The organism is Priestia sp. SIMBA_032 (assembly GCF_046535215.1).
GTDB lineage: Bacteria > Bacillota > Bacilli > Bacillales > Bacillaceae_H > Priestia > Priestia aryabhattai.
On the sequence record NZ_JAWRXD010000004.1, the window covers coordinates 205,587 to 231,957 of the forward strand.

Sequence of the window (26,371 nt, forward strand, 5' to 3'; positions counted from 1 at the left end):
TTTTCTATTCAAATAAACGCACAAGCTTTTTTGTATAGGGATGCCTGTTTTTATCAAATAGCTGTGCACGGTCAAATTGATCGATAACCTCGCCTTGCTGTATAACCATCATGCGACTGCTCATAAATTTTACTGCCGCTAAATCATGTGAAATAAAAAGATAAGACAGCTGAAACGTCTCCTGTAAATCTTTTAATAAATTTAAAATCTTTGCTTGTACCGTAACATCAAGGCTCGCTGTTGGTTCGTCTAACAGTACCAAAGACGGACCTACGCTAATGGCACGCGCAATCGCTACACGCTGAAGCTGTCCTCCGCTGAGTTCATGAGGATAGTTCAACGCATATTCTGCGCTAATCCCGACTTTTTCTAACAAATAAAAAGCGATTTCTTTTTCATTCCTGCTCACATGAGAGAAAATTGAAGGAACGGTTCGCTGCTGCCGCAAAGGCTCGAGCAAAGAATCGATGATTTTCACTTTCGGATTAAAAGAAGCCGCGGGGTTTTGAAATACCACTTGCATGCCTAGACGAGCTTGCTGCAGTTTTTTTCCTTTTAACCGGTGAAGAGGTTTTTCTTCAAACCATACTTCTCCCTGCTGAATTTCTGTTAACCTTAGCACACTTTTTACAAGCGTACTTTTTCCGCTTCCACTTTCTCCGACAATCCCTACACATTCCCCTTTATCGATATGCAGAGAAACATTATTTAGTGCTGTGACGGCTTTATACTGTTTCACAAGCTGCGTGACGCGTAATATACTTTTTTCTTTCATATTTTACTCCTATATCAACACTTTTTTCTGCGTATCTAACAATCGAGCAGGCGTTTTCTGTAAAGAAGGAATGGCGTTAAACAGTTTTTTTGTGTAAAAGTGATGCGGAGCGCGAAGCAGAGATTCGATACTGTTTTCTTCCACGATTTCTCCTGCTAGCATAATGGCTGCCCGGTCCGCATATTTCCGCACATGACGCAAGTCATGGGTAATAAACAAAATGGCACAGCCTGCTTCTTCTTTCAGCTTATACAGCAACTGAAGAACTTCAGCTGCTGCCACGCTATCTAAAGCCGTAGTTGGTTCATCTGCGATAATCAAGGCAGGCTTCATCACCAGCGCTAAAGCAATCGCTGCTCGCTGAAGCTGTCCTCCGCTCAGCTGAGCAGCATAGCTTTTATACACGCGTTCATCAGGTAAATTCACAGCTTTTAAAGCCTGAAATATAGCGGCTTTCCTGTCTTTTTTAGACAGCTTAGTATGTGTACGAATCGTTTCATCAAACTGCTTTCCAATTGTTAAAAAAGGAGTAAAAGCACTTCGATAGTCTTGAAAGATATACGAAATATCTTTTCCAAGGATAGGCGCCTCTCCTTTCTGCTTAAAGGTAATAGAACCTCCTTTAAGCGTTACACCTGAAGGCAGCAGTCCTCCTATCGAAGCAGCAGTGATGCTTTTCCCACTTCCACTTTCTCCAACGAGCGCCATCCACTGTCCTTGTTCGATTGCAAGAGAAACGTCTTTTACAATTTGTTTTGTTTTATTATGAATGGCTAGATGTTTTACTTCTAACACGATGACGACCACCTCTTTTACTGATTAACTTGATATTTTCCTCGAATATATTCACCTAAAGCTGTAAACGTCAGCACAAACAGAATAATCGCTGCGCCAGGTATGAACATTAGCTGCGGAGCATTGTAAAAGTAGGCCCTGCCTTCATTTAGCATCGTTCCCCATTCAGGAGTAGGCGGCTGAGTCCCTAATCCAATATAGGATAATGAAGCCATCATTAAAATAATTTTCCCTATATCCAGCGTAGCAAGAACAAGAATATGTCCTCCCACATGTGGAAGAAAATGGCGCAAGATTAAGGAAACTGTTCCCACTCCGTTTAATTTAGCAACCAGCACATATTCTTTCGACTTTTCTTGAAGCACAATACTGCGCACTACCCTTGCATAACTAACCCACTTTACAATAACCATCGCAGCAATTAAGTTAAATAATCCGGGCCCTAACAGCCCGCTTAAGACAATGGCTGCAATATAATCAGGAAAAGCTAAAAAAGCATCTACAATTCTCATTAAAAAGCGGTCTATTTTTCCTCCAATATACCCTGAAACTAAACCAACCGGGACTCCAATCAAAAGAGAAAGAGCTAAGACAAGAAAACTAGTTCCAATCGTAGTCTGAGCTCCAGCTATGATTCGTGAAAAAAGATCTCTGCCTAAGTGATCAGTCCCTAGCCAGTGATCACTGGTGGCTTTTTGAAGCCGGTCTTGCATATTGACTTGTGTAGAATCCATTGATGTTAGCTGACTTCCAAACAGACAAAATAAAATAAGCGCAATACCACAAACGCTTATTACTACAAAAGGAAGCTGCGGCTTTTTCACGTTTTATCCCCTCCCTTTATATAGAGCTGGGGATTTACATATTTGTAGCTCAAATCCACAAGTGAATTAATTAAAACAACAAACAGGCCCATCCACAAAATATACCCTTGAATCACAGGATAATCACGATTCATAATCGCATCAATAACTAATTTTCCAATTCCAGGATAAGCAAAAAGCACTTCAATAATAACCGTTCCTCCAAGCAAACTGCCTAAGCTCGTTCCTAAAATGGTAAGGATGGGTGTTAAGCTATACCGAAACGCATGGAAAATAAAAATGCGGCTTTCACTGATTCCTCTTGCTCGAGCAGATCGTACAAAATCTTGTTTCAATCCTTCTAGCAGACTAGCTCTAATCATTCGCATATACACAGCGGACATGGCAAAACCAAGCGTTAAAGAAGGCAGCACAAGATGAGCTGCTGTGCCTGTACCCATTGAAGGAAGCCATTGAAGACGTACAGAGAACAGCTGTATAAACAAAAGACCGAGCCAAAAGCTTGGAATAGACGCTCCAAGTAAGGAAATACTTCTGCTGAGGTAATCAATCCACTTATTTGGATATAGTGCTGATAGCGTTCCGAGCGGCACAGCTATTAACAGCATCACAACCAAAGATGCAGCCGTCAAGCGCAGCGTAGCCGGAAACTTCTCTACCAATTCATCGATGACAGGCTCTTTTGTCATATACGAAGACCCTAAATCAAACTGAAAAAAACGCGTCAGCCATTTTACATATTGAATATATACGGGTTCATTAAGTCCTAGTTCTGTTCTCAAGTTATTCATTTGTTCCTCAGAAACTGCCACGTCTTCCACACGAAGCATTTGCTTAACCGGATCTCCTGGAGCTAGCTTCATTAAAACAAAGCTGAGAAACGATAGGATAACTAAAAAGATGAGTAATTCTATTATTCTTTTACCAATTAATTTCATATCTACTTCACATCTAAATCCTTTGTTATGACATAATATTCACTTTTGGTTGTAACCCAATTTTTCACATTGTCTTTATAGGCTACAAAATTGTTCGGGTGAACAATCGAAGAATGCAGCGTTTCCTTTTCTGCTATTTCTTCGGCTTGTCTTGCTAACCTATCGCGCTGTTTTTGATCAACCGTTTTATTAAGCTCATCAATAATGGAAGTTAATGCTGGTTCATGAAAATGTCCTACATTAAATGCTCCTCCCTCCATATAAAGAGCATTAAAGAAATATCCTGCGTCTCCTCGAGGCGCCGCTATTAGACTATATGTGACCATTCCCCAATCATCTTTTGTTGTCATATACTCATCCATGTTTTCAACTTGTTGAATATCTATCTTTACGCCAATCTTTTTTGCTTCTGACTGAAGCATTTGTGACATTAAAGGCAGTTCCGGACGATAAGGATATGTAACAAGCTTAAAAGAAAGCTGTTTCCCATTTTTTATTGCTTTTCCATCCTTGAGTATATAACCGGCTTTTTCTAAATATTTTTGAGCTTCACTTGGTCCATAGATTTTCGTTTTTTGATCGTTCGAAAAATCCAAACTCTCTAAAAATGGACCTTTTGCTGGTGACCCTTGACCTGCAAGCGCTGTGTCCACAACATCTTTTGGATTCAGTAATACATCAAACGCTTTTCTCACATTTTTATCTTTAAATGCTTCTTGCTTTGAATTATAGAAAAACATTTGATTTCTGAGGCTCGGCTGTATATCTACTACAATAGACGAATCTTGTTTTAATGTATTTAAGCTTTCAATTGCCGGACGATATACAATATCAGCTTCATCCGATTGTAAAGCGGAAGTTCGTGCATTTTCATCATCATTAAATGTTAACACAACTTCATCCAATTTTGGTTCCCCGCCCCAGTATTCTTTGTATTTTTTTACTTTCATTTCATTATCCGGTTTAAACGAAGCTACTTTAAATGGTCCCGTTCCCAATGGTTTACTTTTTATATCTGAAGTATCTACATCAATAATTGCCGTGTTTGGATGAACAAGTTCAGAAGGCAGCGTGGCAAGCGGCTCTGTTGTTATAATGGTCAAGATTTGGCCACTGGTTTTCATTTCTTTAATTTTAAGTGCACTTTTCATTGCTTCATTTTGTTTTATCGTTCTTTCTAACGAATGTTTCACGGCTTCAGCATTCAGAACTTTGCCATTTTGAAATGTAATCCCGTCTCTAATCTCAAATATCCAGGTCATCCCATTATCTTCTGTTTTCCATTTCTTTGCGAGCCATGGTTCAATCCGTAATTGCTCATTCACTTTGACTAGTGTTTCCGCAATGCCGGCTCGTACAGTTGTGTAATTTAGCTGAGGATCGAGCGTATCACTTGGAAAATTCGATACAAAAGTAAGTGATTTCGTTTCACTCTCTTGTCCGGTACTCGCAGATTTACTCGAACATGCCGCTAGCATACCTATCGTAGCAAGCGTTAAGCATAGCAGACTTATCTTTTTTCTCATATAAACCCTTCCTTCATTAAAAGCTATCCTTTTTATGTACTGTCTCTAACTATACTTTCCCTCCTTTAAATCGTAACGATTATTATTATCATAAAAAGTTTAATTTGTTTACCTTACTTTGTCAACAAAGGTTTTTAAAGGATAAAGGTGCTCTAACACCTATTTTCACCCGTTATGATGATTGAATTTATTGATAACGCATACAAATGAGCACAAAAAAAACAAAGCCTTCTCGAGGCTTTGTTTATGCAGCATGTTTTTTTCTTTTATATTTCCACATCATATATCGATAACGAATCGTGCAGCCTATACAATACCCCATCAGTGCTCCACCTGCAGCAAGAATTACCATTATACTAAATACATAGCCGATAAGCGTATAACCAAGTAAAAATGAAACGAAAGCAATCCCGATACATATAGTTGCAATCCATTGGTTAAAAAGCTGCTGATCCCGGTCTTCCATCTGATAAGAAGAAGCAGGTTTTTTAAGAAGCTTTTTTCCTGCCATGATTACAGGATTACGCTTTGTTGCAAGTGTGACTACTCCAACGAGAAAAGGCAAAAGTAAAAGCCACTTTGCCGCAAGTAAAGCGGTCAAAACCGTTATAATGATAAAGAGTTGATTAAGCTTAACTAATGGTTTGGGAATGCTCATGGAACTCCTCCTTCTTAAAACCCATTATATAAATTGGTTTACTAATCTAAAAGAAAAAGCACTCCAAATAAGCGACAAGACTCATACAAAGAAGTTACATAATTTCACTAACGTACTTTAAGATCAGTATCGTAAATAAAATCAAGACAACGTATCGTAAAGAACGAATTCGACGTTGAAGAAGACGCTTTACATGCCTTTTATTACGCATATGGGTTCTTCCTTTCGTATATTGAATTGTCTCTAGACACACTTATATCATACTTTTTCGGAGAACACCAACGTCAGAAAAAATTGCCAAGAACCATAGCTTTATGCGCTTAGAAAGCCTTTTCTAATTACATCTCGTACATCATGTACAATCACAAATGCTTCCTCATCAATTTTTTTAATCAGCTTTTTAAGTTTAAGAAGTTCTTGTTTATTAATGACCACATACAAGATTTCTTTTGATTCTTTTGTATAGTTCCCTCGACCGTTTAGAATCAATTCGAGCAATAATGGCTGAACCTGCTGTTGTTCCACCAACGCGCAAAATCATCCCAATTCCAACGCCTAGCAGTACACCGGCAAAAACCATGCCAATGAGCTCTTCATGAAGATGAAGAGCCCAACCTTCAGTTACGTGAAGAAAAATAGATGTAGCAATAATCGTAATCATCGTATAGACGATCGTTTTTTTCTCTAAAAATTTATACCCTACGATAAGCAACATACCGTTTAGAATAAAGTTAGTGACACCCGTTGAAAGATGCGTTGTATAATATAAAATAATGGATATACCCGTAACGCCTCCTTCACCTAGTCCTATTGGAATGACAAACATGTTAACGGCAAGTGAAAATACAAACGAACCTATTAATAAAAAGATGATATCTTTTACTGTTTTACTCATCGATTAAACCCTCCTCGGCATAAAAATTCACATAAAAAAGCCCCTTCTCCAAAAGAGAAGAGACGCTTATGTTTAGTTTTTATATTACGTATTCTTAAATTGCCATGCATGACTATAATATGTCCACATACGTTTGTCAAACGGAAAGTTTATGCATTATGTGTAACCAAGGCTATGAGTCATTTATCTTTTATGTATACTAGGAATGCTTTAATTTATTTAAGCAAAGACGGATGCAGGAATTAGTCGACTCAATCAATTCTTTATCGCCTTTTTTCAATCGAATTTCTAACGCGCGTTGAAAATAGTGATGTGCTCTGGAAACAACCCGCTGATCAAGTAAGCATTTTCCATAATGTTGATAGACAAAGTCTTCATATATGTGAAGGTCTTCATCCGTTTTTAATTGTTCAATGAGTAGCTGAAACGTTTCATTCGCTTTATCCCACTGTTCTTGCCAGTGATATGTATGTCCAAGTCGGATCGTATTCAAAAATTCACCTATTGTATCAGCATGTCGGTCATATAGATAAATGGCCAGCTGCAAGTGTCTTTCGCTGCTCGTTAATTCTCCAAGTATGCGCTCATATACACCAATATGTCCATATGTTTTAGCAGCGGCACACTCATCTTCTTCTTCAAGAGCTCGTTTCTTTAAATAGATAATTCCCTGCTTCATTTGGTGTGGGTTAACCGGAACTTCTCGAAGCTGTTCATTAAATCGATAACTCATATTAAACGGAAGATCTCTGATGTTCATGCACGCTCCTTTCATGTGGCACATCAGCAAACATACTTTCATGACCGCTTGCTTATGGTCCATTGGATGTACGATTCTTTCCATTTTGATACGTTTACGCGATTTACAGGAAAGCTCAGCAAAAGTGCTGAGCTGTTGGTTCTTATTATTTTACTTATATATCCATTTTATCACAAAAAATACTACCGTAAAGATGATCAGGCAGTCTTCATATAAAAAAATGGTTTTTTATCAATAAAAATGGTTTTATGCTCTTGAAAGCCTATACGCTGATACAATTTTTTGGCTTCTACGTTATTATATTCAACGTTTAACGATAAAAACATCTTACGCTTTTTGGCTTCTTGCTTGGCTACATTTAAAAGAGCCGTTCCTATCCCTTTTCCGCGGTAAGCTTCATCTACACATAGAGAGTCAATATAATAATCTCCATGTTCAGTTTCTATATCAATTTCCCACGCTGGATTATTAAGTTTAGCACGTACAAAACGCTTAACTGGTTCATAAAGCGTTTGTAACATACTTCCTTCGTAGCAAAGCATAAGTCCAGCTACCTTCTCATCGACTTCTGCGACTGTAATATGATGATAGCTATAGCGATTCTTCTCAGACAGAATAAACGCTTTAAGTCTTAAAAGCGCTTCTTCATTCGTTGTAGCCGCCGTATGAGAGCGTGCAATACTGCCAAGCATGTCATAAAGTAATTCCGTTACAGCAGAAGCATCTTCTTTTCTTGCTTTCCTTATTTTCACGATTTTCAAACTCCCTTTATTCTCTTCGCTTGCGTTATTTATAGCAAAACTTCTTACCTATCTACTTTAACACGAAAAAGAAAAGAAAGAAAAAATTAACTCCTAATCTTCCTTTCGTTGTATAATTAATGTATATTTTCAAATGAATGGATGATGACTATGAAAAAACACTGTCAGCAGAAAGATACTACGTTAAGTGGATGGGAAGTTTTAGCAGAAATTCTTTTACAAGTGCCTCAGCTGCTCATATGGCCACTGCGCCTTCTTATACGGATCGGCCGCTCTTTGTTGGATGGTATTTAGCCAACCCTATAGCAAACCTTTAGTGAGTTCACAAAAAAAAGAAACTCAGTAATTACTGAATTTCTTTGTTAGTTCTTTGCTTTTGTGTATCCTGCTTCTTGTGCATCTTTTTCAGTACAGAACCAAATGACGTTATTCATAGTTTGATTGTAGTGCGCCCCTGTTGGCACGTGATAAATTTTGGAGTTTTGATTTCCCTTTATTTTACCTTCACAGCTTGTGGCAGATTGAGTATCTTTTTTATTAGAAGAGGACTGATTTTTTACAGCATCCGTATTATAGCCTTTTTCTTGGGCATAGTTTTCAATACTCCAGATGCCTTTTTCGCTTTTTCGAGCCTGCTCCTGTATTTTCTTAAATTCATCTACGTATTTTGTATTAGGCGGAAATACTGCTACGCGGGCTAACCCTTTTGCTAGCAGCTCTTCATTATATAGCTCATTATCTATCCATACATACGCAAGTAACCGTCCATATTGATCACGTTCTTGTACATCAAATTCAAGAGTGATTTCCTGCCCTTCTAGCCTTTTTTTCGTGTAAGCAGATGCTTCTGGACCAAAGGGCTGTACGCCTAGTTTGGGATGCTTTGTTTCTGGGGTATCGACAAGAAGTAGTCGTACACGATCCGTCTTTCCGTTCAGCATTTTTACTTTAAGCGTATCACCGTCCACCACTCTTTCTACCGTAGCTGCCTCACCTACTACATCTTCACGACTTGCTTTAGAAGGACTATGATCTTCTTCTTGATCTGATGAATCTTCTACTTGAACTGCTTGTTTTGTATCGGTAGAAGATGTGCCTGAATGACTTGCCTGCTCATCGCTGCATCCAGTAAGAAGCAGCATAAACATCGCGATCATGCTGTAAATAATTGCTTTTATTGCTTTTATTTCTTTCAAAACCAGGGTCCTCCTTTAACACATTCCCTATCTACTATATAAAAGTAAAATGATTTTATAAATAGTGTAAATCACCTAAAAACAAAAACTCGTGAAAATACCTTTCACGAGTTTTTCGCGCAGCTTGTTTTAAAGTCATTATTTTAAATAGCATCTATTTTATTTTTATCTCACGAACACATTTTTCGTTTTAGTGTATCCAAATTTTTAATCATGAGGATATTTTACACTACAAATACATTTATCGTCTACCGGCTTATAAGAATAAGGAATAGCCGCATAAGTAGAATAAGTGTGAATATTTCAATATAATAACTGACTAACATGCTTGCTATTTTTTTTAACATAAATAAGAGCCCTCGCTAACGATAGCTAATAGGGCTCTTCAAACCTTTGTTTTTACGATCGAATTTTTTGTTTGCGCATCCACTGGGTAGCGACCCACTTTTCTCCTTTTATAACAGGAGCTCCACCGTGGAGAGTACGGTCATTAAGTTCAGCGTCACTATAAAAATATTCAAAGTACACGGCCATTCCTTTTGCCGGAGATACGGAAAGACCCAGCTTAGGAAAATAAGTTTCTCCTCCTTCTTCGACATCATTTAAGTACATAACCAATGTACTAATACGGTTATTTTTAGATGCTTTACTTGCAGAAGTGAAATAGTCGTGATGCGCTTTGTATTCTTGATCAGGCAAGTATTTTAAAACTTGAAGGCCTTCAGCATATTCAATAGACGGTCCCATTATCTTAGAAAGTCTTCTTTCAATTTGATGTACAAGCTCATTTTCGCTTTCTTCAAAAAACATCCCGCTGCTCGTTCGAATACTGTTTACTTCACGTGCAGCGCCAATTTTTGATCGCTGCATTTTATCTTTAGATAGCTGTATAAGTTCATCACATTCTTCGTTACTTAGAACATTTCCTAAAACTAGAACAAGAGGCTCTTCAAATCGAGCAACAATATTAATCTCTCTATCTTCTAATTTAATTTTATTCCCTGAATGGTTAAAAATCGTTTGTTCTTTTGTTAGTAAAGATGTATTAGTTGTAATCATCTTTTATCGGCTCCTCGAAATAGCTATTTTCCACTTCTTCACTTCATTATATGTAAACGCTTACTAATAAGAATTATATCATGTATACGAAGTAAATTCTGCTAGTAAAGGAAATAAATAAAAAGAAGCCCGTTATATAACGAAGCTCCTTCATTTTTTCTTATAGATTTCACTTATATTTTAAACACTTTATAAAGCAGCCTGAAAAATTCTTTTCATCTAAAGCATACGTGTCAAAGGCCTAAAATCATCGGTATACAAGTTCTTTTTTACTTAAATCAAGCGTTTGTGCTGTAGAAGCATGAATTTCGTTAAAAAGCGCTGGATTTTCTACCAGAGACAAGCCGTAAGAAGGAATCATTTCTTTTATTTTTGGTTCCCATTTCTTCATATGCTGCGGGAAGCATTTTTCTAGCACTTCAAGCATGACGTAAACAGCAGTCGAAGCACCTGGCGAAGCTCCGAGCAATGCAGCGATAGAACCATCAGCTGAACTCACAACTTCTGTACCAAATTGAAGAGTGCCTTTACCTCCGGCTTCCGTATCTTTGATTACCTGTACACGCTGACCCGCTACGACGATATCCCAGTCTTCACTTTTTGCATTTGGAATAAACTCGCGAAGCTCTTCCATACGCTTTTCATTTGACAACAGCACCTGCTGAATCAGGTATTTTGTTAAGCCCATCTCTTTGACGCCTGCTGCTAACATCGTCAAGATATTATTCGGTTTTACAGAACTGATTAAATCCAAATTTGAACCCGTTTTTAAGAACTTTGGTGAAAATCCGGCAAAAGGTCCAAACAGCAGTGTTTTTTTGCGGTCGATATAGCGTGTATCAAGGTGCGGAACCGACATTGGCGGAGCACCAACCTTCGCTTTCCCGTACACTTTCCCGTGATGCTGCTCTATCACTTGGGGATTATTACATACCATAAATAATCCGCTTACCGGGAACCCTCCAATATGTTTGGACTCGGGAATACCCGTTTTTTGGAGTAAAGACAGACTTCCGCCTCCTCCTCCGATAAAAACAAATTTCGCCGTGTGATATTCCTGTTTACCGCTATGAATATCATGTACTTTTACTTCCCACGAGCCGTCTGCGTTACGTGTCAGATTTTCAACGCTGTGGCTGTAGTTAATTTCTACGCTTTTACTCTTTAGATGTGTAAACAACATACGAGTTAAAGCCCCAAAGTTCACGTCCGTCCCCGAGTCTATTTTAGTTGCCGCAATTGCTTCAGGGGATGTACGGCCTTTCATGACAAGCGGCATCCATTCTTTTAACTTTTCAGGATGGTCCGAATACTCCATTCCTTGAAACAATGGATTATTTGATAGCGCTTCAAAACGCTTTTTTAGAAAAGATACATTCTTTTCTCCTTGTACGAAACTCATATGAGGGATTTGCATAATAAACTCTCGCGGATTATGAATTAAATTACTGCTTACAAGATACGACCAAAACTGCCTTGAAAGCTGAAACTGTTCATTAATTCGCACCGCTTTTGTAATATCTATAGATCCGTCAGCTTGTTCAGATGTATAGTTCAACTCGCACAGTGCAGCATGGCCAGTCCCTGCATTATTCCATTCATTCGAACTTTCTTCTCCTGCATCTGCGAGTTTCTCAAATACTTTAATGTCCCATTCAGGTGCTAGCTCTTTGAGTAATGATCCCAACGTTGCGCTCATAACTCCGGCCCCAATTAAGATAACGTCTGTTTTTTTATATACATTGCTCATCACAATCTTCCTTATCTTTTATATTTTCAAAAAGCGCCTTTTAGCAACAGGCCTGTTCTACCTGACTCTCTATAGATTAAGCATGTCTGACAAGTTAGCTGTCTTACATAGCAGCAGTTTTTATACATACCCTTTCACCTTGTCTTTTTTTAGCATGCTCAATATCACTTCAGCGGTTTCTTCAACTGCTTTACCTGAAACATTAACAATAGGACAGCCAATGAGCTTCATAATTTTCTCAGCATAGTCCAGCTCTTCAAGGATTCGATCTACATTGGCATAATTGGCTTGAGACGCTAAACCTAAATTTTTTAATCGTTCTTTTCGGATTTCATTGAGCTTGTCTGGTGTAATAACTAAACCAATACATTTATTTTTCGGAATAGTAAAAAGTTCATCAGGAGGCGTCACTTCTGGAACTAACGGTATATTCGCTACTTTAAGACTTTTATGAGCTAAATACATAGAAAGTGGCGTCTTAGATGTTCTCGAAACACCAATCAACACTAGATCAGCTCGCTTGATACCTCTGAAGTCTTGTCCATCATCATACTTAACAGCAAATTCAACTGCTTCTACTCTTCGAAAATAGTTATCGTCTAATTTTCTCGTTAATCTCGGTTGAAGATTGGGTTCCTTATTAAAGGTTTGGCTAAAGGCAATCATAAGAGGAGTCATTAAATCAATGGCTACAATTCCTTCTTCTTGTGCCTTTTGGTCAAGATACTGTTTTAAAGGTGGGATGACGATGGTATACGCAATGATGGCCTCATTATACCTTGCTTCAGCAATGATATTATCAATATTTCCTTCATCTTCTACGTAAGAAGTATTTTGAATTTCAATATCTTCTCCACTAAATTGAGTTAAAACTGCTTTTACCATCAACTCAGCCGTTTCACCTACTGAGTCGGAAACTATATAGACAATTTTTCTTTTATTCACATTAAATCTTCCTATTCTTTGATTTTAATAGTTTAATAACGCTAATATTTTTTATTTAGCAGCTTACAAGATACACAATTTAATAGTAATGAATAGATAAATATGCTGGTCACTGTGATTACAAACACTTTAACAAAACAATTAAATTAAGAATTTATGTCATACTAATTATAAAATAAAGCTAAATATGTTATACTATTTTCATTAAATGTTATATTAGCATTAATTATACTTAGATACAATCCCTTTTCTCAGCATTTTATAAAAAGTTTGAAGAAAGAAAAAGTTTAAATGTTAAAAGGATTTATGATTTTAGATGATGGGACTCGACTCGCTGAGCGGCGTGTTATAAAGGTAGACACGAGGATAGTTATATTTATTTATAACATGATTTGAAAAAGAACATTATAGAAGGTTTAATCTCATCTATTCTTTTTAGCTAAGAGTGCTATAACTAATAATAATGAACGGTTTACTTTTGACCTTATATATACTAAAAACACCGCCTAAACGACGATGTTTTGAATAGTTGGTTCTATCTCACCGTTGCTTTATGCTTCGGCAATCCATGCATTAATTCTTATAAAACGGGATTACTTCTAGTAGATTTTTGCAATAAAAATTTAGAAAGATAATGAGATACGCCGTTTTCGTCACAGTTAAATTCCGTTACGTCATCGACAATTTCTTTAATATGATCCGGCGCATTTTTCATCGCTACAGCGTAGCTGGCAAACTGAAACATTGGTAAATCATTGTTGCTGTCGCCAATTGCTAGAATGTCTTGCTCGGGCAAATTAAAATGTTTTAGCATTTGCTGAATTCCTGTTGCTTTGTTTACGTTTGCCACCATCACTTCAACATTGTGTTTAGATGAAGTAGAAGTTGTAAAGTCGATTTCTTGCTTAAGTTTTTCAAGCTCCTCTTTCCATTTATCGATATGCTCGTGCGTTCTTGCAAAGAAATAGAACTTTGAAAATTCACTTCCTTCTACGGAATCTTTCCAGTCAATTTCTTCTTTAATTGCTTGTTTACGAGAAAGCCATTCGTTAATCTCCACACTGTCTGGCTTTGGCTCTCTAATTTCATTTTCAACATATGGCTGATCTTGTTTTAACGTCACGCGAGGTGTGCCATACGGGAAAAGCTCATAGTATACCTTGTTCGCTCTTGCTTTTTCAATAATAGTTTCCACCAATTGAAGCGAAAGCGAGTGCTGAAAGACTGCTTCTTTTCCTACGTACCCTGCCATGCCATTTGACGTGATAAATCCATCCACTTGAAAACCTTCAGGAACTAACTCTTCTATTTCATCAAACGCTCTTCCCGTAGCAATAAAAACAAAAATTCCCTGTTTTCGTAATTCGTCAATGATTTCTTTTGTTTGAATACTTACTTTGTTGGAGCGATTTAATATCGTACCGTCCATATCTAAAAAAATTGCTTTAGGTTTTAACAACATACTTATTCCCCCTATTTGTAAAAAGAGTGTACTTGGCAAGTATAAACTTTTCCATTTTTAAACTCAATGAATGTACGTTGTTTTTCTCTTTTATAAAGCTACTATAATACTCTCCTTACAACTAAAATTTTACAATCGCTATAAAGAAAAAGTTTTATATTTGCAATAAGCCTTTATGTACTAATAGCCAGCTAGGCTAATTTAATATAAAACAGCAGTCACAAAAACGAATTTTCCTTTTAGCCTTTAGAGTATCGTTCAAAAAAGATATAATAAGATTGTTACAGATTAAATACATACAGAGGAGGTCAACATGAACGAACCATCCAATTTTTCTCCTTACCTTATTAAACAAATCAGCGATGCGATCGATGACAATATCAAAGCAAAGTGCATAGACTTTTTATATGATTCTCATTCGTTTTTTTCGAATGAAAAAGATTTTATAGAAGACTACATTTTAAATATATTGCAAGATACGTTTGTTTTAGAGAATAAATTAATAAATCCTAAGGAAATAAGAAACCCCGCTTACAAAAGAAGACAATCAAATAAGAAAAACTGGCTGCAAACGTTAAAAAAAGATATTAAAGCAGAAAAGCCTAACCCTATTTTTGAAGACATTGAATTAGCCAAAAAAGTGATGGATAAAAAAGTGGATACCGAACACTTAAAAAAGCTGTTTGGCGTGGAAAAACCTGAAGATATTTTAAAGATAAAGTTAAAAGAAGTAGAGGCATGGGCTAAAAGCAAAAAAACAAACATTACCGATTTTCCTTATTTAGATTCAAAAATGAATTATCAAATAGAGAAAGCATTTCACACGGACTTTACTTTTTTAATTGCTGAAATCATATTAGAAAAATACAATGGAAATTTAAGCAACTGGATTGATAAACGATTAAATTCGTGGGTAGAGGCCCCTATCTTCTCAAATGAAAGTCATTCTCTTAAAACTAATATGGAAGTTAAAACAAACTCCCAAGAAGTCGTTTTATATAATGACTATAAAGTTGATGAAGAATATTTCATTCGTACCATTATCCCTGTAAATGATAATCAAACGGTCCTTTCCAAGCGAAATATGGTTTTAGATCCAAAAGATTCTCAAATTATCCAGTTTGCCCTTTCACAGCGCGACGAGATGTTTTATAAAGAAAAAACGGTGACGCTTGATTTAGCGGATATCGTGAAAGAAATTTATAATTCAAAAGGTGTAAAAAACTACGAAGCGGTTGAAGCCCGCATTATGAAAATTGCCAGATATCACGTAGAAGGTGTAGCAAAGAAGAAAAATTCCAGAGATACAAAATTTGCGATAAACTTCTTCCAAAAAGCTGTTATTGAAACCGATGAAGTAACGGGCAGACGATATGCAACCATCGTATTTAGCGACGATACGCATCAAGGCTTTTTAAATCAGCAGTTTGTACAAATTTACAGTGATGTTATTAAAAAGTTTAAAGATAACTCGCTTTCTTCTTTACTGCTGTATGCATTTCAAAAAGAGCGATTAGATTGTTATTTACAAGAAAAGTCTTACACTCATTTTTACCCGTATCAATATTTTGCTTCAAAAGTTCGTTTTCGTTCAAAGAAAATTGATGTAAACCTAAAATTAATTAATGAATCTCTAGCAGAATTTGTTAGCAATCAAGTACTGATACAAAATTATCAGCAAAAACTTCAAGGATTTGAAATCTCTTTTATTCCTCTTCAAAATTATGAAATTCAAGACTATTTTGGAGGAGAACATAGAGAAACATTGGAAGGGTAAATCATTCCCTTCCTTTTTTATTTAATATTTTGCCACTTTCAGCTTATAAATACAAAATATCCCTCTACTTTTATTTCATAGTTTGGAAGTTTTGTCATTTTTAACGTACTAACCAGAAGCTTTTGCCGTTTTTGACGTACCTCTTCGCTTCTTTTGCCGTTTTTAGCGTACTAATTACTACCTTTTGCTGTTTTTGACGTACCACTCTGATTCTTTTGCCATTTTTGACGTACTAAATTCATTTTATTTACTCGTAATCACTTATTAAGTGTTAATTATTCTCTTTTTTTCGTAAAACAATCCTACCTTTTGCCGTTTTTGACGTACTCCTTCATTACTTTTGCCGTTTTCTGCGTACTAAACATTGCTTTTCCCTTTGTTATTGCCTTTTCAAACCCCATTTTTTATTTTTTTCGCAGCATATATAAAGCTTTTGCCATTTTTGACGTACCAAACGAAAACTTTTGCTGTTTTTGTCGTACTACTACGTCGTTTTTGCCGTTTTTCACGTACTAAAAATAGCTTTTGCCATTTTTGACGTACTAATGAAATTCATTGTGTTATTTACAACGATCAGAGAAGTGATTTTCTTCCCTTTTTTTAGGTGAATCGAGATCACTTTGGCTGTTTTTAGCGTACTATTCTTCACTTTGGCTATTTTTAGCGTACTATACTGAGACTTTTGCCGTTTTTTACGTACTAAAACGCATAAAGTTTTTTTTGATTTTTACTGATTGTAACAAACACTGTTCTACCGGCGCTTGCTTGCTTTTGCCGTTTTTGTCGTACTAAAAAACCTATACGCTAAACCCCTTGATATGACAGCATTCTTTGAACCTTTTGCCGTTTTTAGCGTACTACTCGTTCGTTTGCGATTCTCTTTCTTATTGATATAATTTTCACAAGGTATTCTTTGTTATTTTACCCTAATAAATTATTGTTGATATGAAATAGATTGGAGGGATTCTCATGATAAAAAAAGAATTTGCGAAAATTGGAAAACAAATTATTCGCCAATTGTCTAGCACCGTAGAAAAATATAAAGATATTGAAGATCACATGGACCTAGACGCTCATGGGAACCCTACAATCAAAACAGTGGCAGAACATCACCGTTTATCTAAATCTCAAATTTCACAATTAATTTTTTATCACTTCCTTCACGTTGATGAAAGAGGTATTATTTGTGATGTTTCTGAAAAAGAGATTGCAGCCGCTTTGAATTGTACAGTTCGAACAGTTCGCAACAACAATGTAGTATTAGCAGAAACAGAATTAATTTCCTATTCTCGCAGCGGCAAAGGAATCAATATTTGTATTGTTCCCTACCCTCAATATTTTGAAGAACACGGCTTTGGGTTTATGGAATTAGAATATACTCGCTTTGAAGAACTTATTCTAATTGAAAACGTAAATGCCCTTCGCTTAGAGCTGCGCAAAGAATTGGTTTATGACAACGATACGATTAAGCGTCAGTTTAACCCTGGAGAAAACACTTCAAAAATTAGCTTTAATGACTATAAAATTTTTACGCCGAAATATACTCACTACAAGGGTATGATGCAAAAAATAGCTGAAACACAGATGAGCGCATTTAAAACCGTTGTCCAAGGATCTACTATTTTCTTTGTTTTAAAAGACGGCGCTAAAAATGGCAAGATGTCAAAACAAGAAAAGAAAGATCAATACGATGCGGCGATTCGACTTACTATTGAAGAGACTTTTGTAAAATTATCTGGACACAGTACAGATTCTACAGGAATTGTTATGTCTTCATTCCAAAACGAAGACATTGCTGATTTGGTTCAGCTTTCTTTTGAATATGGTATTGAACGAGTGAAGTCTGCCCTTTATTCTCTGATTGAACAGGCCTTCTTCAGCCATGATGCTCAAGTCGTCGAAAATTACGGTGGGAAAATCCGTACGCTCATTCGAAAAGAGCTTTCAAAAAATCTTCAAGATCAAGTCCCTGCCGAACTTACAGCTTCATAAGGGGCTTCTTTGGCATGCCTTTTTTTTATTTTCTCTCCTTTCTCTTCTCTTTTTGATACAAGTAGCGCAAACAAACACCCATTTTTTCAGCTCTTTAATTCCATTATCCTATCTATATAAACGTAATGAGTGCAAATGAATGATATTTCTTGTGTATAACTACGGAATATTGCTAAAAAAATACCTTCATACTTATCCACAAAAGAAAGAAAACATATTCAATTAATGTTATATTATCCTCTCTGTTAATAAAAACATCCCTTTTATTTTTTTATTAACGATGATTTCCAGGTTATTTACTCTTTAACACAACGATTTTTATCCACAATGGAAATAATTCATACTTTTAATAGAAATCTTCATACTATGAATTTTAAAATCCGTCTATTGCAGAAGAAAAAACATAGTGAATAAAACATTTTCCATATCTGTTGTTATAAAAAACATCCTTTAGCTAAAGGATGCTGTTCACAAAAAAGGTCTATTTTCCACACAGTTATTTATTGAAAAGCAATTTCCTCTCTAACCCTTGATATCATTGGGTTTTTACAGGATTTTTCTTTCTTTAATATCTGTATATAATGTTTGTTAATAAGATCTATACTAATCTCTGCTATAAGGTTTTATTTAATATTTGTATAAAGAAATGTTTTAAAAATATCTATACCTGAGGATTTTCACTTTTTCTAAATTAAGGAGTTTTCATTACATATCCCACATACAAATAAATTAAATTAAAATAAAACAATAGTTCAAACACCTTTTAATAAATTCTAGTAGTATATTTTTTAAAATAAATTATACTATTCAGTAGAGAAAATCTTATAAAGCAAGAAAGGAACTTAGTCATGAAAGACATACAGTGGGTACAGCAAACTTTATTTAATACCGGTAAGTGGATTGACATTAGTGAAGTAATTATAAAGATTATCTTGATTTTTATTATTGCTCAAATCGTTATCCGTTTTGCTCGTAGTGTAATTAAGAAAATCTTTGATTTCAGATTTAAAACTAAGCTGCTGAGGTACAACGAACGTAAAGAAATAACGCTGAAAAAGCTTTGTCTGAGCATTGTCATGTACGTCGTGTATTTTATTGTACTTATCACATCTTTAGAAGCAATCGGAATTAATATGAAAGCACTTTTAGCTGGTATTAGCGTAGCAGGGTTTATTACAGGCTTAGGTGCACAGAATTTGATTAAAGATATTTTAAACGGGTTTTTTATTCTATTTGAAGATCAATTCTCAGTGGGAGATCACGTATCTATAAATGATACGAAAGGAACGGTTGAAGAAATTGGATTGCGTACGACAAAAATTCGCGGAGTTGACGGAGAGTTTTATTTTTTTGCTAATAGTAACATTACGAAAGTAGCGAACTACACGCTCGGTGAAATTCCCGAAATACATACACCTGAACAAATAAAAACTCGTGAAGAATAGCTTCACGAGTTTTTATTTACGACAGTTGTAAAGAATTGATCATATGATGTAAGGTGATAATCTGCTTCAATATCGTCATTTTGAAATGCACATGTTTTAATTCCTAGTTCACGGGCAGGTTTTAAATCGAGCTCGCGATCTCCAATCACTAAATCGAGCTGATACTTATCGTGAAGATAGGCATAAGCGCCGCTATCAGGCTTTCGTTTGTAGCCATCATCTTTTGTAATAATCTCCGTAAAGTAGTGCTCCATATTAAAAAATGCCAGAATATCAAGCGTAGACTGTCTAGACTTGTGCGTAACAATTACGTTTGTATCCGCAAAGCCCAGTACGTCTTCCACGTGAGGAAAAGCAGGCTTATCTTTAGGATTGATTTTTTGTTCGAGCACATGGAAGTGATTATCAAACAAAGACTTTTCAATATCAAAATGCTTAATTGCTACGTCAGAAGATATTTTCATTTGTTTTAAAATATCATCTTCTGAGATCGTTGGATCTGTTAGTAATTCTTTGAATGCTTTCACAATAGTCGGATAGGTATCAAAGATCGTTCCATCAAAGTCCCATAAAATATTCATTTTCGCTGTCTCTCCTTTTTAAAAACGTAACGATTATACCAAATTTTTCATTGCTTGTCAGTTAACCTTTTTATAATTTTTACTTTATTAGCTGCTGCTGCACCCACTCCCGCAGCTAGAGCTTGAACAGCTGCTGCCGCTGTCATGATGGTGATGACCTCCATCGTTGTGGTGATGGTGGCGGTTGTCTTCCCAGGGGCTTGAACAGCTATATCCGCTGTAAGAGGCTGTCTCTCCCGCATACATCGTCTTTTTATATAACAGCAGTTCATTCATGTGGCTTGAAAAGTTGGTGGCTTTGTAGAGAGAATAAAAAACAAAGCCTTGAAGAAGAAGTTCGTTTGATACATTCCCTTTTTTAGCCGCTTTTTTAAAATAAGTTGATCCGCCTGCTTTTTTTCTTTTTTGTGCAGCAGTGACTTCTTCTTTTAACGTTTGAATCAGGGCTCTCTGCTGTTTTTCCCATTTGCCGTTTCTTAAAAAATAGCGATCTAGTAATTCATCTTCTGATAACCTTTGAAAATCTTGAAGCGTACTCTTATCAAGCGGATGCTGAAAAAACTTCCCCCAAAGCAGTCGGCTGTTACCCTTTATGTCAAACAAATGAGCATAAACCCAATCAAAGAACGCTCGCTTATTCGGCTGTGGGGATGGAGTTGTCTCTACATTTGGCTGATGATGTAAAAAGCGGTTGAAAAAACGGTCTGTAAAACGCTCATAATCTACTGTAAACATAATCATTTCGTGCCACACTTCATCCACTTTTTCACTAAACATCGGTACGTCTTTGATGACTGCATTTAATAAAAAGTAGCGCTTCATCTCAAAAAACGTCCATTCTACTTCATCGTCTTTTGTATTTTTCCCTTTCATACGCTGTTTCACTTGCTGAACATAGGCTATAGGTAAAGAATCTTCTAGTGAATGAACAATATCTTCAAACTCTTTATCTCTATGTATTCCGAGCTCATCTGGAAGCTCCTCTTTATACAAGCGAAATCCTCTCGACTTTGCAATCCCTTTACTAATCAAAGCTAAAAGAATTACCGCTCCTACTATAATTGCTGCTATCATCTTCTTCCCCCTGTATCGTACTGTATATTCAATATTTTACCACATTCGTAAAATACAAAAAAAGAGCTCAATTAACTTGAGCTCTCTTCATCCTCGGGTATCTTGTCTACCTTTTCTACTTTGACTAGACCTTTCGTGCTATATTCCAGATCAAAGTATGCTTTAACAATATCCCCTTTTTTCAAATTGCTTGGAATCGGTTCATTTAAATTTTTATCGGAAAATTTAATGCCCGTTCCTTCTTTTGTTGTTCCGCTGTATGTACCATTTTCGATTTTTTCAATAGTAATATAATACACTCGATATTTGTGCGCTTCCTCGTCGCCTTTCGCTTTTTCTTTAACGGTTTCTTGTTCAGGAAGCTTACTCAGTGTTTCTTGGGCCTGTTCAGAAGTCGGCTCTGCTGATCGATTTATGAATTGCATCACAACTAACACTAAACATATAACTACTAAAACTAATAATAATATCTTTTTTGCTGATAAAGACAATGAACTGTGCCTCCTTACACCTTTATGTATATCATGCTGCACACAAGAGATTATACACGATAAAGGATTAGAAATTGGAATAAATTCTATAAAAATAGTAAAAATATGAGAAAGTACCTAGAGTTTTTTGCGCTTTTCTGCACTTTTTTGAGGTAGAACAGAAATTTGGTACCTTATCCTTAAATTGTAACTGATTTGCTTCATTTTCGAAAAGAGTTTTGCCCATTTTGTCGTAAAAAAGTCATAATAAGAAGGAATATCACACCATATTGTCGAACGTATGTATATACTTATAATGAACTGCCGAACTGCTTTTCTCTACCCTCATTGTTGAGGCAATATGGCAACTGAAACAGCTTGCTGTTAAATTCAGATTACACATCTATACTCAGGAGGTGGAATGCAAAATGATGTTTGCACTTATTGTTGTGGTTGGTATCGTAGCACTTGGCGTAGCTAGCTTCTACGTCATTAAGCGACCTCAAGGCGCTGTTGATCCTGAGGATCGCAAACCGCTTGTTTCTGTAAACGGGCATGTTAAATTTGCAGAAGGAATTAATCAAATTTCCATATCTAAAATTGACATGTACGATCAGCGTCTTGTTATCAATCAAGTAGCTATTATTCCATTTAACCGTATTCAACGAGCAGAATTTTCAAAGGTTGTCAAAAATGAAAAAGGCCTTCACGGAGCTCCTGTTCAACGCTATTTCGGTGAATTAACCATTCATTTCACAGACAAGAACGGGCAAGAAACCTACATTCGCTGTGAAACACCGAAAAAAAATCAATTTCACCTCATCTACCAGTACGATTTAATGAAAAGACAATTAAATAAGCGTCTTGGTCTTGAAGATCAGCAGCCTTACCTTACTCTCCAAGAACCATACGAACTATAAGAGAAAACCTCCCTTTTTCACATATTATTTCACTTCCCTGTACATACTAGAAGCGAAACTGAAAATGGGAGGTCATTCCAATGGATTTCGTCCGTTTTTTGCAATATTTTTGTTCGATCGCGGGTGCTCTATGCTTAGGGTTTACCTACTATCACATGTTCAAGCGTGAAGCTCCGGTTAAAAAAGAAGAATCACAGCAAGGTGGAACTGACTGAAGTTCACCTTGCTTTTTTATGTGGAAGCACCTTCACATAGCATGTGGCAATTGAAAGTTAGATTACTTTAATCATTTGTAAAATCACGGGTGCTTTTTCTAAAGGAATATCTTCTGTGTTAATGATAAGAAGTCCTTTTTGAACGCTGTAATTGGAGGAAGGCTGTAACACCGTTTATAAATAGATTACTGTATGAGTAGCTACGGGTGTCGGTTCTTTAGCTATTACTGTTCCTGCAGGATCTAGCATTTTAACAGCTTCTCCTATAGTTTTGGAAGTTGTTAACTTTGCTCCTGATTCTACAACTGATGTACAAACTTAAAAATAACTTGCTATCGTTTTGTTTTAAAGCGTAATAGCGTGATATATAAATTCTCAGTTTTACAGAGATTTTGCGTTCATAATAAAAGCTTCTGCGGATGTAGCGCAGAAGCTTTTATCATTGTTATTTATTTAATTCAAAACGCCCAGTTCCCTTTTCTAAACACAGGCTCGCTTGTACCGTCAGCTTTGATGCCGTCGATGTCCATTTCAGCTGAGCCAATCATGAAGTCAACGTGGGTGATGCTGTCGTTTGCTCCGTTTTGTGATAGCTCTTCTTTAGACATCGTTTTTCCACCTTCTAAACAGAAGGAATACGAGCTGCCGATGGCTAAATGGTTGGATGCATTTTCGTCAAACAGCGTGTTGTAGAAAATGATGTTTGACTGAGAGATTGGCGATTGATGCGGTACTAAGGCTACTTCGCCTAAGTATTTGGCACCTTCATCTGTTTCAATTAAGTGCTTTAACGTTTCTTCGCCTTCTTCTGCTTTTACATCAACAATTTTTCCGTTTTCAAATGTTAGCGTGAAGTTTTCAATTAAGTTTCCTGCGTAGCTAAGCGGTTTTGTGCTCGTTACTTGACCATTTACGCCGTCTTTTTTCGGAAGTGTGAATACTTCTTCTGTTGGCATATTGGCCATGAACGAGTTGCCGTCTTCATTCACACTGCCTGCGCCAACCCAAATATGTTTGTCAGGAAGCTCAATTGTTAAATCTGTTCCTGGCGCTTTATAGTGAAGCTTAGAAAATTTCTTTTCATTTAAAATGTCTACTTTTGTATGTAATGAAGCATTATGCTCTTCCCATGCGGCCACTGGATCTTCCTGGTCTACGCGCACGGATTTAAAAATAGCTTCCCACAGTTTTTCTTGCTGCTGTTCTTCTGGAACGTCAGGAAATACTTTAGCTGCCCAGTCTTTTGAAGGAACAGCTACAATGGACCAGCTGATTTTATCGGATTGGATCGCTTCACGGAATTTTTTCATTGCTTTTCCGCTTACTTTTTGGAACGCAGCAATACGTTTGCCGTCTACTCCTTTTAGTAAGTCAGGACCACTTGAAATTACAGATAAAACAGCGCCTCCGTTTTTCACAAGCTCTTCTCTTGCTTGAGCTTTCCAAGCAGGAAATTCATTAAATACAGATTCATCCGCTTTTTCATATTTCAAACGAACTAAATGATCGTCATGCCAGTCTACATCAACAGACTTTGCTCCAGCTTCGTACGCTTTTTTCGCAATTTCACGAACAAAATCAGCGGAAGAAATGTCGGCATTAATATTTAATACTTGCCCTTTTTGAATGTTTACACCGACTTTTACAGCCAGCTCGGCGTACTTTTCAATATTGCGCTCAAACTGTTCCATAATTTATCTCCTTTACGTATATATTCTAACAACTTCATTGTATCATGAATAAAACGCCAATTAAAAATCCTTGCTTATAGTTTACATAATATAATTACGTTATTTTACAGATTATTATATAGCAAAAGTTTGTTCTCTAAGAATCAAAACAAACTTTTGTTTTTTACAGATTCAGTTTTGTAGCCGAGCCGCTCCGAAATGTTCTTGCCTATATCAACCATGCGTTCTTGAAGATACGTTAAGCGCTCATTTGTCATACGCATCGTAGCACCAGAAATGCTGACTGCAGCAACGACTTGACCAAGGTGATCAAAAATAGGCGCTGCAATACAGGTAATTCCATATTCATTTTCTTCTAAATCCAGCGCATATCCCTTTTGCTTCACTTCTGAAAGTTCTCGAAGAAAGCTTTCTTCATCTGTAATGGTGTGATCGGTATGAGCTGGTAAGCCTTTTCTTTCAAGAATGCTTGTTACCGTGTTAAGCGGTAAAAAAGCTAGGATAGCTTTACCAACGGAGGTACAATGCATTGGTGCTCTTTTCCCCACTTTTGAATGCATACGCAGCGTCTGATTTCCTTCTAATTTTTCAATATACACTACTTCACCTTGATCGTAGACAACAAGATGAATAACTTCATTTGTTTCACTTTCAAGTTCTTGCAAAAACGGCTTTGCTTCTGTCCTTAAATCAATAGAATCTAAAAGCTTTGAACTTATTTCTAAAAACTTATACCCAAGCTTGTACCGCCCGCTTTCTTGATCTTGTTCAATATAGCCATACTGAGCAAGAGTAGTTAGAATACGGTATACAGAGCTTTTATTAATGTCCATTTGCTTTGCAATTTCTGTGACTCCTACCCCTTCTCTTTCCATGCTGACAATTGTGACAATATCCAATGCCCGGCTTACAGACTTAACCATATTTTCTCTCTCCATTTTTCCTCTCTCCTCTATGTGTCATTTTACTGCCGGGCATTTTTTTATCACTTTTATACGTTTACACGTTCTTTCTCTGCAACAAATGGATTTTGGAGAGTTCCAATTTCTCGGATGGTGCATTCAATAACATCGTTTGCGCTCACCAGTTCCGCGCCGACCGGACTTCCTGTTAAAACCACATCTCCCGGCTTAAGGGTCATAACAGTAGATAGGTAAGCGATCATTTCTCCAACAGAAATAATCATTAAATCTGTCGAGCTGTTTTGTTTTTCAACGCCATTCAAAAACGCTTTTACGTGAATTGACTTAAAATCAAGCTCTGTTTCAATTACGGGTCCAAGAGGCGTAAATGAATCAAAGGATTTTCCAATGGTCCAGTGCCCGTCTTTATGAAAATAATCCGGAGCCGTTACATCGTTTCCAATTGTATACCCAAATATATAATCCAGTACGTCTTCTTTTGCGATGTTCTTTGCCTCTTTTCCAATAACAACCGCAAGCTCGGATTCAAACTTAACGTGCTTAATAGCAGTTGGAATAACAATGTCTTCGTTTGGACCAATCACAGAAGATGTGGGCTTAAAAAAGAAGACTGGAATAGAAGGTATTTCTTTTGGAAGCTCCGCTTTTGCGGCTGCATAATTTGCGCCTATTCCAATAATTTGGTTCGGCTCTAAAGGAGCCAAAAGCTTTACTTCATTTACTGAAAAAGTCTGTCCTGTATAGTTCCATTTCTCAAATATATTTCCTTCAATAACGCTGATCGCATCCTCTTTTAGTACACCTGTATGACGGCTATCTTGTACAGCGAACCTTACAAATTTCATGACATAACTCCTTTTCCCATTTGCTTTGTTTTAATAAGGATCGTAGGTAGTCAGGTTCTTAAGATGTAAGTACAGCCTGCCATCTCTATGCTGA

At 36.5% G+C, this 26,371-nt stretch carries 26 protein-coding genes and 2 pseudogenes; 7 read left to right on the forward strand and 21 right to left on the reverse strand.

Annotation, left to right across the window (positions count from 1 at the left end; translation table 11 throughout):
- Positions 1-4: 4 nt before the first annotated feature.
- The 9 genes and pseudogenes from SB717_RS15250 to SB717_RS15290 all read right to left on the reverse strand — a co-directional run bounded on the left by SB717_RS15250 (position 5) and on the right by SB717_RS15290 (position 7,923).
- Positions 5-775, reverse strand: coding sequence for an ABC transporter ATP-binding protein (locus SB717_RS15250; RefSeq protein WP_410904086.1), 771 nt, complete (start codon positions 773-775; stop codon positions 5-7).
- Between the two features lie 9 nt (positions 776-784).
- Positions 785-1,582: an ABC transporter ATP-binding protein gene (locus tag SB717_RS15255; RefSeq protein ID WP_410904087.1), complete on the reverse strand. Its 798-nt coding sequence runs from the start codon at positions 1,580-1,582 to the stop codon at positions 785-787.
- 5 nt (positions 1,583-1,587) lie between these two features.
- Entirely contained in the window at positions 1,588-2,394 is an 807-nt protein-coding gene (gene nikC / locus SB717_RS15260; RefSeq protein WP_410904088.1) for a nickel transporter permease, read from the reverse strand.
- Positions 2,391-3,332 carry a nickel ABC transporter permease gene (gene nikB / locus SB717_RS15265; RefSeq protein ID WP_410904089.1) on the reverse strand — a complete coding sequence of 314 codons (942 nt, stop codon included), beginning with the start codon at positions 3,330-3,332 and terminating at the stop codon, positions 2,391-2,393. Before nikB ends, nikC begins: the two co-directional genes overlap by 4 nt.
- A 2-nt stretch (positions 3,333-3,334) precedes the next feature.
- The gene (nikA, locus tag SB717_RS15270) at positions 3,335-4,858 is read right to left on the reverse strand and encodes a nickel ABC transporter substrate-binding protein (protein WP_410904090.1); all 1,524 of its coding nucleotides are present in this window, start codon (positions 4,856-4,858) and stop codon (positions 3,335-3,337) included.
- A 244-nt stretch (positions 4,859-5,102) separates the two neighbouring features.
- On the reverse strand, positions 5,103-5,516 hold the full coding sequence (locus SB717_RS15275) for a DUF4395 domain-containing protein (RefSeq protein WP_410904091.1): 414 nt from the start codon (positions 5,514-5,516) through the stop codon (positions 5,103-5,105).
- 312 nt (positions 5,517-5,828) lie between these two features.
- A pseudogene (locus SB717_RS15280) lies at positions 5,829-6,411 on the reverse strand (YitT family protein).
- 199 nt (positions 6,412-6,610) lie between these two features.
- Positions 6,611-7,171 (reverse strand): hypothetical protein, encoded by a 561-nt coding sequence (locus tag SB717_RS15285; protein WP_182006145.1) that lies wholly within the window; start codon positions 7,169-7,171, stop codon positions 6,611-6,613.
- A gap of 197 nt (positions 7,172-7,368) precedes the next feature.
- Complete coding sequence (locus SB717_RS15290; protein ID WP_074680488.1) at positions 7,369-7,923, reverse strand: GNAT family N-acetyltransferase; 555 nt, start codon at positions 7,921-7,923, stop codon at positions 7,369-7,371.
- 159 nt (positions 7,924-8,082) lie between these two features.
- Between SB717_RS15290 and SB717_RS15295 the strand changes: the two genes are divergently transcribed.
- On the forward strand, positions 8,083-8,226 hold the full coding sequence (locus SB717_RS15295; protein WP_410904092.1) for a hypothetical protein: 144 nt from the start codon (positions 8,083-8,085) through the stop codon (positions 8,224-8,226).
- Between the two features lie 68 nt (positions 8,227-8,294).
- On the opposite strand, the gene SB717_RS15300 is transcribed toward SB717_RS15295, so the two are convergent.
- The 5 genes from SB717_RS15300 to SB717_RS15320 all read right to left on the reverse strand — a co-directional run bounded on the left by SB717_RS15300 (position 8,295) and on the right by SB717_RS15320 (position 14,344).
- Positions 8,295-9,119, reverse strand: coding sequence for a thermonuclease family protein (locus SB717_RS15300; RefSeq protein ID WP_410904274.1), 825 nt, complete (start codon positions 9,117-9,119; stop codon positions 8,295-8,297).
- A 408-nt stretch (positions 9,120-9,527) separates the two neighbouring features.
- Entirely contained in the window at positions 9,528-10,187 is a 660-nt protein-coding gene (locus SB717_RS15305) for a 2OG-Fe(II) oxygenase (RefSeq protein ID WP_074680482.1), read from the reverse strand.
- Between the two features lie 247 nt (positions 10,188-10,434).
- On the reverse strand, positions 10,435-11,937 hold the full coding sequence (locus tag SB717_RS15310; protein WP_410904093.1) for a malate:quinone oxidoreductase: 1,503 nt from the start codon (positions 11,935-11,937) through the stop codon (positions 10,435-10,437).
- A 120-nt stretch (positions 11,938-12,057) separates the two neighbouring features.
- The gene (locus SB717_RS15315; protein ID WP_410904095.1) at positions 12,058-12,882 is read right to left on the reverse strand and encodes a pyruvate, water dikinase regulatory protein; all 825 of its coding nucleotides are present in this window, start codon (positions 12,880-12,882) and stop codon (positions 12,058-12,060) included.
- A 580-nt stretch (positions 12,883-13,462) separates the two neighbouring features.
- The gene (locus tag SB717_RS15320; protein ID WP_074680476.1) at positions 13,463-14,344 is read right to left on the reverse strand and encodes an HAD family hydrolase; all 882 of its coding nucleotides are present in this window, start codon (positions 14,342-14,344) and stop codon (positions 13,463-13,465) included.
- 313 nt (positions 14,345-14,657) lie between these two features.
- On the opposite strand from SB717_RS15320, the gene SB717_RS15325 reads away from it, so the two are divergent.
- From SB717_RS15325 to SB717_RS15335, 3 genes are all read left to right on the forward strand, one after another.
- Positions 14,658-16,121, forward strand: a complete 1,464-nt coding sequence (locus SB717_RS15325; protein ID WP_045292344.1) for a hypothetical protein — start codon at positions 14,658-14,660, stop codon at positions 16,119-16,121.
- A 969-nt stretch (positions 16,122-17,090) separates the two neighbouring features.
- A complete protein-coding gene (locus SB717_RS15330) occupies positions 17,091-18,113 on the forward strand; it encodes a hypothetical protein (RefSeq protein ID WP_074680474.1) in 1,023 nt (340 codons plus the stop codon).
- Between the two features lie 848 nt (positions 18,114-18,961).
- Positions 18,962-19,558, forward strand: a complete 597-nt coding sequence (locus SB717_RS15335) for a mechanosensitive ion channel family protein (RefSeq protein ID WP_074680472.1) — start codon at positions 18,962-18,964, stop codon at positions 19,556-19,558.
- Between the two features lie 2 nt (positions 19,559-19,560).
- Here the strand turns inward: SB717_RS15335 and SB717_RS15340 are convergent, their stop codons facing one another.
- The 3 genes from SB717_RS15340 to SB717_RS15350 all read right to left on the reverse strand — a co-directional run bounded on the left by SB717_RS15340 (position 19,561) and on the right by SB717_RS15350 (position 21,704).
- Positions 19,561-20,139: an HAD-IA family hydrolase gene (locus tag SB717_RS15340; RefSeq protein WP_114895771.1), complete on the reverse strand. Its 579-nt coding sequence runs from the start codon at positions 20,137-20,139 to the stop codon at positions 19,561-19,563.
- An 87-nt stretch (positions 20,140-20,226) separates the two neighbouring features.
- Positions 20,227-21,213 (reverse strand): glycine-rich domain-containing protein, encoded by a 987-nt coding sequence (locus SB717_RS15345; protein WP_074680468.1) that lies wholly within the window; start codon positions 21,211-21,213, stop codon positions 20,227-20,229.
- Between the two features lie 71 nt (positions 21,214-21,284).
- Positions 21,285-21,704 (reverse strand): hypothetical protein, encoded by a 420-nt coding sequence (locus SB717_RS15350; RefSeq protein WP_074680466.1) that lies wholly within the window; start codon positions 21,702-21,704, stop codon positions 21,285-21,287.
- 407 nt (positions 21,705-22,111) lie between these two features.
- Here SB717_RS15350 and SB717_RS15355 point away from each other — a divergent pair, with 407 nt between their 5' ends.
- Together SB717_RS15355 and SB717_RS15360 are read left to right on the forward strand one after the other, a co-directional pair.
- Positions 22,112-22,603, forward strand: coding sequence for a hypothetical protein (locus tag SB717_RS15355; RefSeq protein ID WP_028409022.1), 492 nt, complete (start codon positions 22,112-22,114; stop codon positions 22,601-22,603).
- Positions 22,604-22,683: 80 nt separating this feature from the next.
- Positions 22,684-22,818, forward strand: a complete 135-nt coding sequence (locus SB717_RS15360) for a hypothetical protein (protein ID WP_255285463.1) — start codon at positions 22,684-22,686, stop codon at positions 22,816-22,818.
- Between the two features lie 57 nt (positions 22,819-22,875).
- Here SB717_RS15360 and SB717_RS15365 read toward each other — a convergent pair whose 3' ends face one another.
- Positions 22,876-22,989, reverse strand: a complete 114-nt coding sequence (locus SB717_RS15365) for a DUF4183 domain-containing protein (RefSeq protein WP_376738436.1) — start codon at positions 22,987-22,989, stop codon at positions 22,876-22,878.
- Between the two features lie 28 nt (positions 22,990-23,017).
- On the opposite strand from SB717_RS15365, the pseudogene SB717_RS15370 reads away from it, so the two are divergent.
- Positions 23,018-23,140: pseudogene (locus SB717_RS15370) on the forward strand (DUF4183 domain-containing protein); the annotation flags it as partial.
- 136 nt (positions 23,141-23,276) lie between these two features.
- On the opposite strand, the gene SB717_RS15375 reads toward SB717_RS15370, so the two are convergent.
- From SB717_RS15375 to SB717_RS15385, 3 genes are all read right to left on the reverse strand, one after another.
- Positions 23,277-24,509: an aminopeptidase gene (locus tag SB717_RS15375; RefSeq protein ID WP_045295036.1), complete on the reverse strand. Its 1,233-nt coding sequence runs from the start codon at positions 24,507-24,509 to the stop codon at positions 23,277-23,279.
- Between the two features lie 143 nt (positions 24,510-24,652).
- Entirely contained in the window at positions 24,653-25,447 is a 795-nt protein-coding gene (locus SB717_RS15380) for an IclR family transcriptional regulator (protein ID WP_367039195.1), read from the reverse strand.
- A gap of 53 nt (positions 25,448-25,500) precedes the next feature.
- A complete protein-coding gene (locus SB717_RS15385; protein WP_074680460.1) occupies positions 25,501-26,277 on the reverse strand; it encodes a fumarylacetoacetate hydrolase family protein in 777 nt (258 codons plus the stop codon).
- Between the last annotated feature and the right edge of the window lie 94 nt (positions 26,278-26,371).

Coding starts and splice junctions, on each gene's coding strand:
- SB717_RS15250 (WP_410904086.1), bottom strand. CDS start 775: ATGAAAGAAAAAAGTATATTACGCGTCACGCAGCTTGTGAAACAGTAT.
- nikB (WP_410904089.1), bottom strand. CDS start 3,332: ATGAAATTAATTGGTAAAAGAATAATAGAATTACTCATCTTTTTAGTT.
- nikA (WP_410904090.1), bottom strand. CDS start 4,858: ATGAGAAAAAAGATAAGTCTGCTATGCTTAACGCTTGCTACGATAGGT.
- SB717_RS15275 (WP_410904091.1), bottom strand. CDS start 5,516: ATGAGCATTCCCAAACCATTAGTTAAGCTTAATCAACTCTTTATCATT.
- SB717_RS15285 (WP_182006145.1), bottom strand. CDS start 7,171: ATGAACATCAGAGATCTTCCGTTTAATATGAGTTATCGATTTAATGAA.
- SB717_RS15295 (WP_410904092.1), top strand. CDS start 8,083: ATGAAAAAACACTGTCAGCAGAAAGATACTACGTTAAGTGGATGGGAA.
- SB717_RS15305 (WP_074680482.1), bottom strand. CDS start 10,187: ATGATTACAACTAATACATCTTTACTAACAAAAGAACAAACGATTTTT.
- SB717_RS15310 (WP_410904093.1), bottom strand. CDS start 11,937: ATGAGCAATGTATATAAAAAAACAGACGTTATCTTAATTGGGGCCGGA.
- SB717_RS15320 (WP_074680476.1), bottom strand. CDS start 14,344: ATGTTGTTAAAACCTAAAGCAATTTTTTTAGATATGGACGGTACGATA.
- SB717_RS15325 (WP_045292344.1), top strand. CDS start 14,658: ATGAACGAACCATCCAATTTTTCTCCTTACCTTATTAAACAAATCAGC.
- SB717_RS15330 (WP_074680474.1), top strand. CDS start 17,091: ATGATAAAAAAAGAATTTGCGAAAATTGGAAAACAAATTATTCGCCAA.
- SB717_RS15335 (WP_074680472.1), top strand. CDS start 18,962: ATGAAAGACATACAGTGGGTACAGCAAACTTTATTTAATACCGGTAAG.
- SB717_RS15340 (WP_114895771.1), bottom strand. CDS start 20,139: ATGAATATTTTATGGGACTTTGATGGAACGATCTTTGATACCTATCCG.
- SB717_RS15345 (WP_074680468.1), bottom strand. CDS start 21,213: ATGATAGCAGCAATTATAGTAGGAGCGGTAATTCTTTTAGCTTTGATT.
- SB717_RS15355 (WP_028409022.1), top strand. CDS start 22,112: ATGATGTTTGCACTTATTGTTGTGGTTGGTATCGTAGCACTTGGCGTA.
- SB717_RS15360 (WP_255285463.1), top strand. CDS start 22,684: ATGGATTTCGTCCGTTTTTTGCAATATTTTTGTTCGATCGCGGGTGCT.
- SB717_RS15375 (WP_045295036.1), bottom strand. CDS start 24,509: ATGGAACAGTTTGAGCGCAATATTGAAAAGTACGCCGAGCTGGCTGTA.
- SB717_RS15380 (WP_367039195.1), bottom strand. CDS start 25,447: ATGGAGAGAGAAAATATGGTTAAGTCTGTAAGCCGGGCATTGGATATT.
- SB717_RS15385 (WP_074680460.1), bottom strand. CDS start 26,277: ATGAAATTTGTAAGGTTCGCTGTACAAGATAGCCGTCATACAGGTGTA.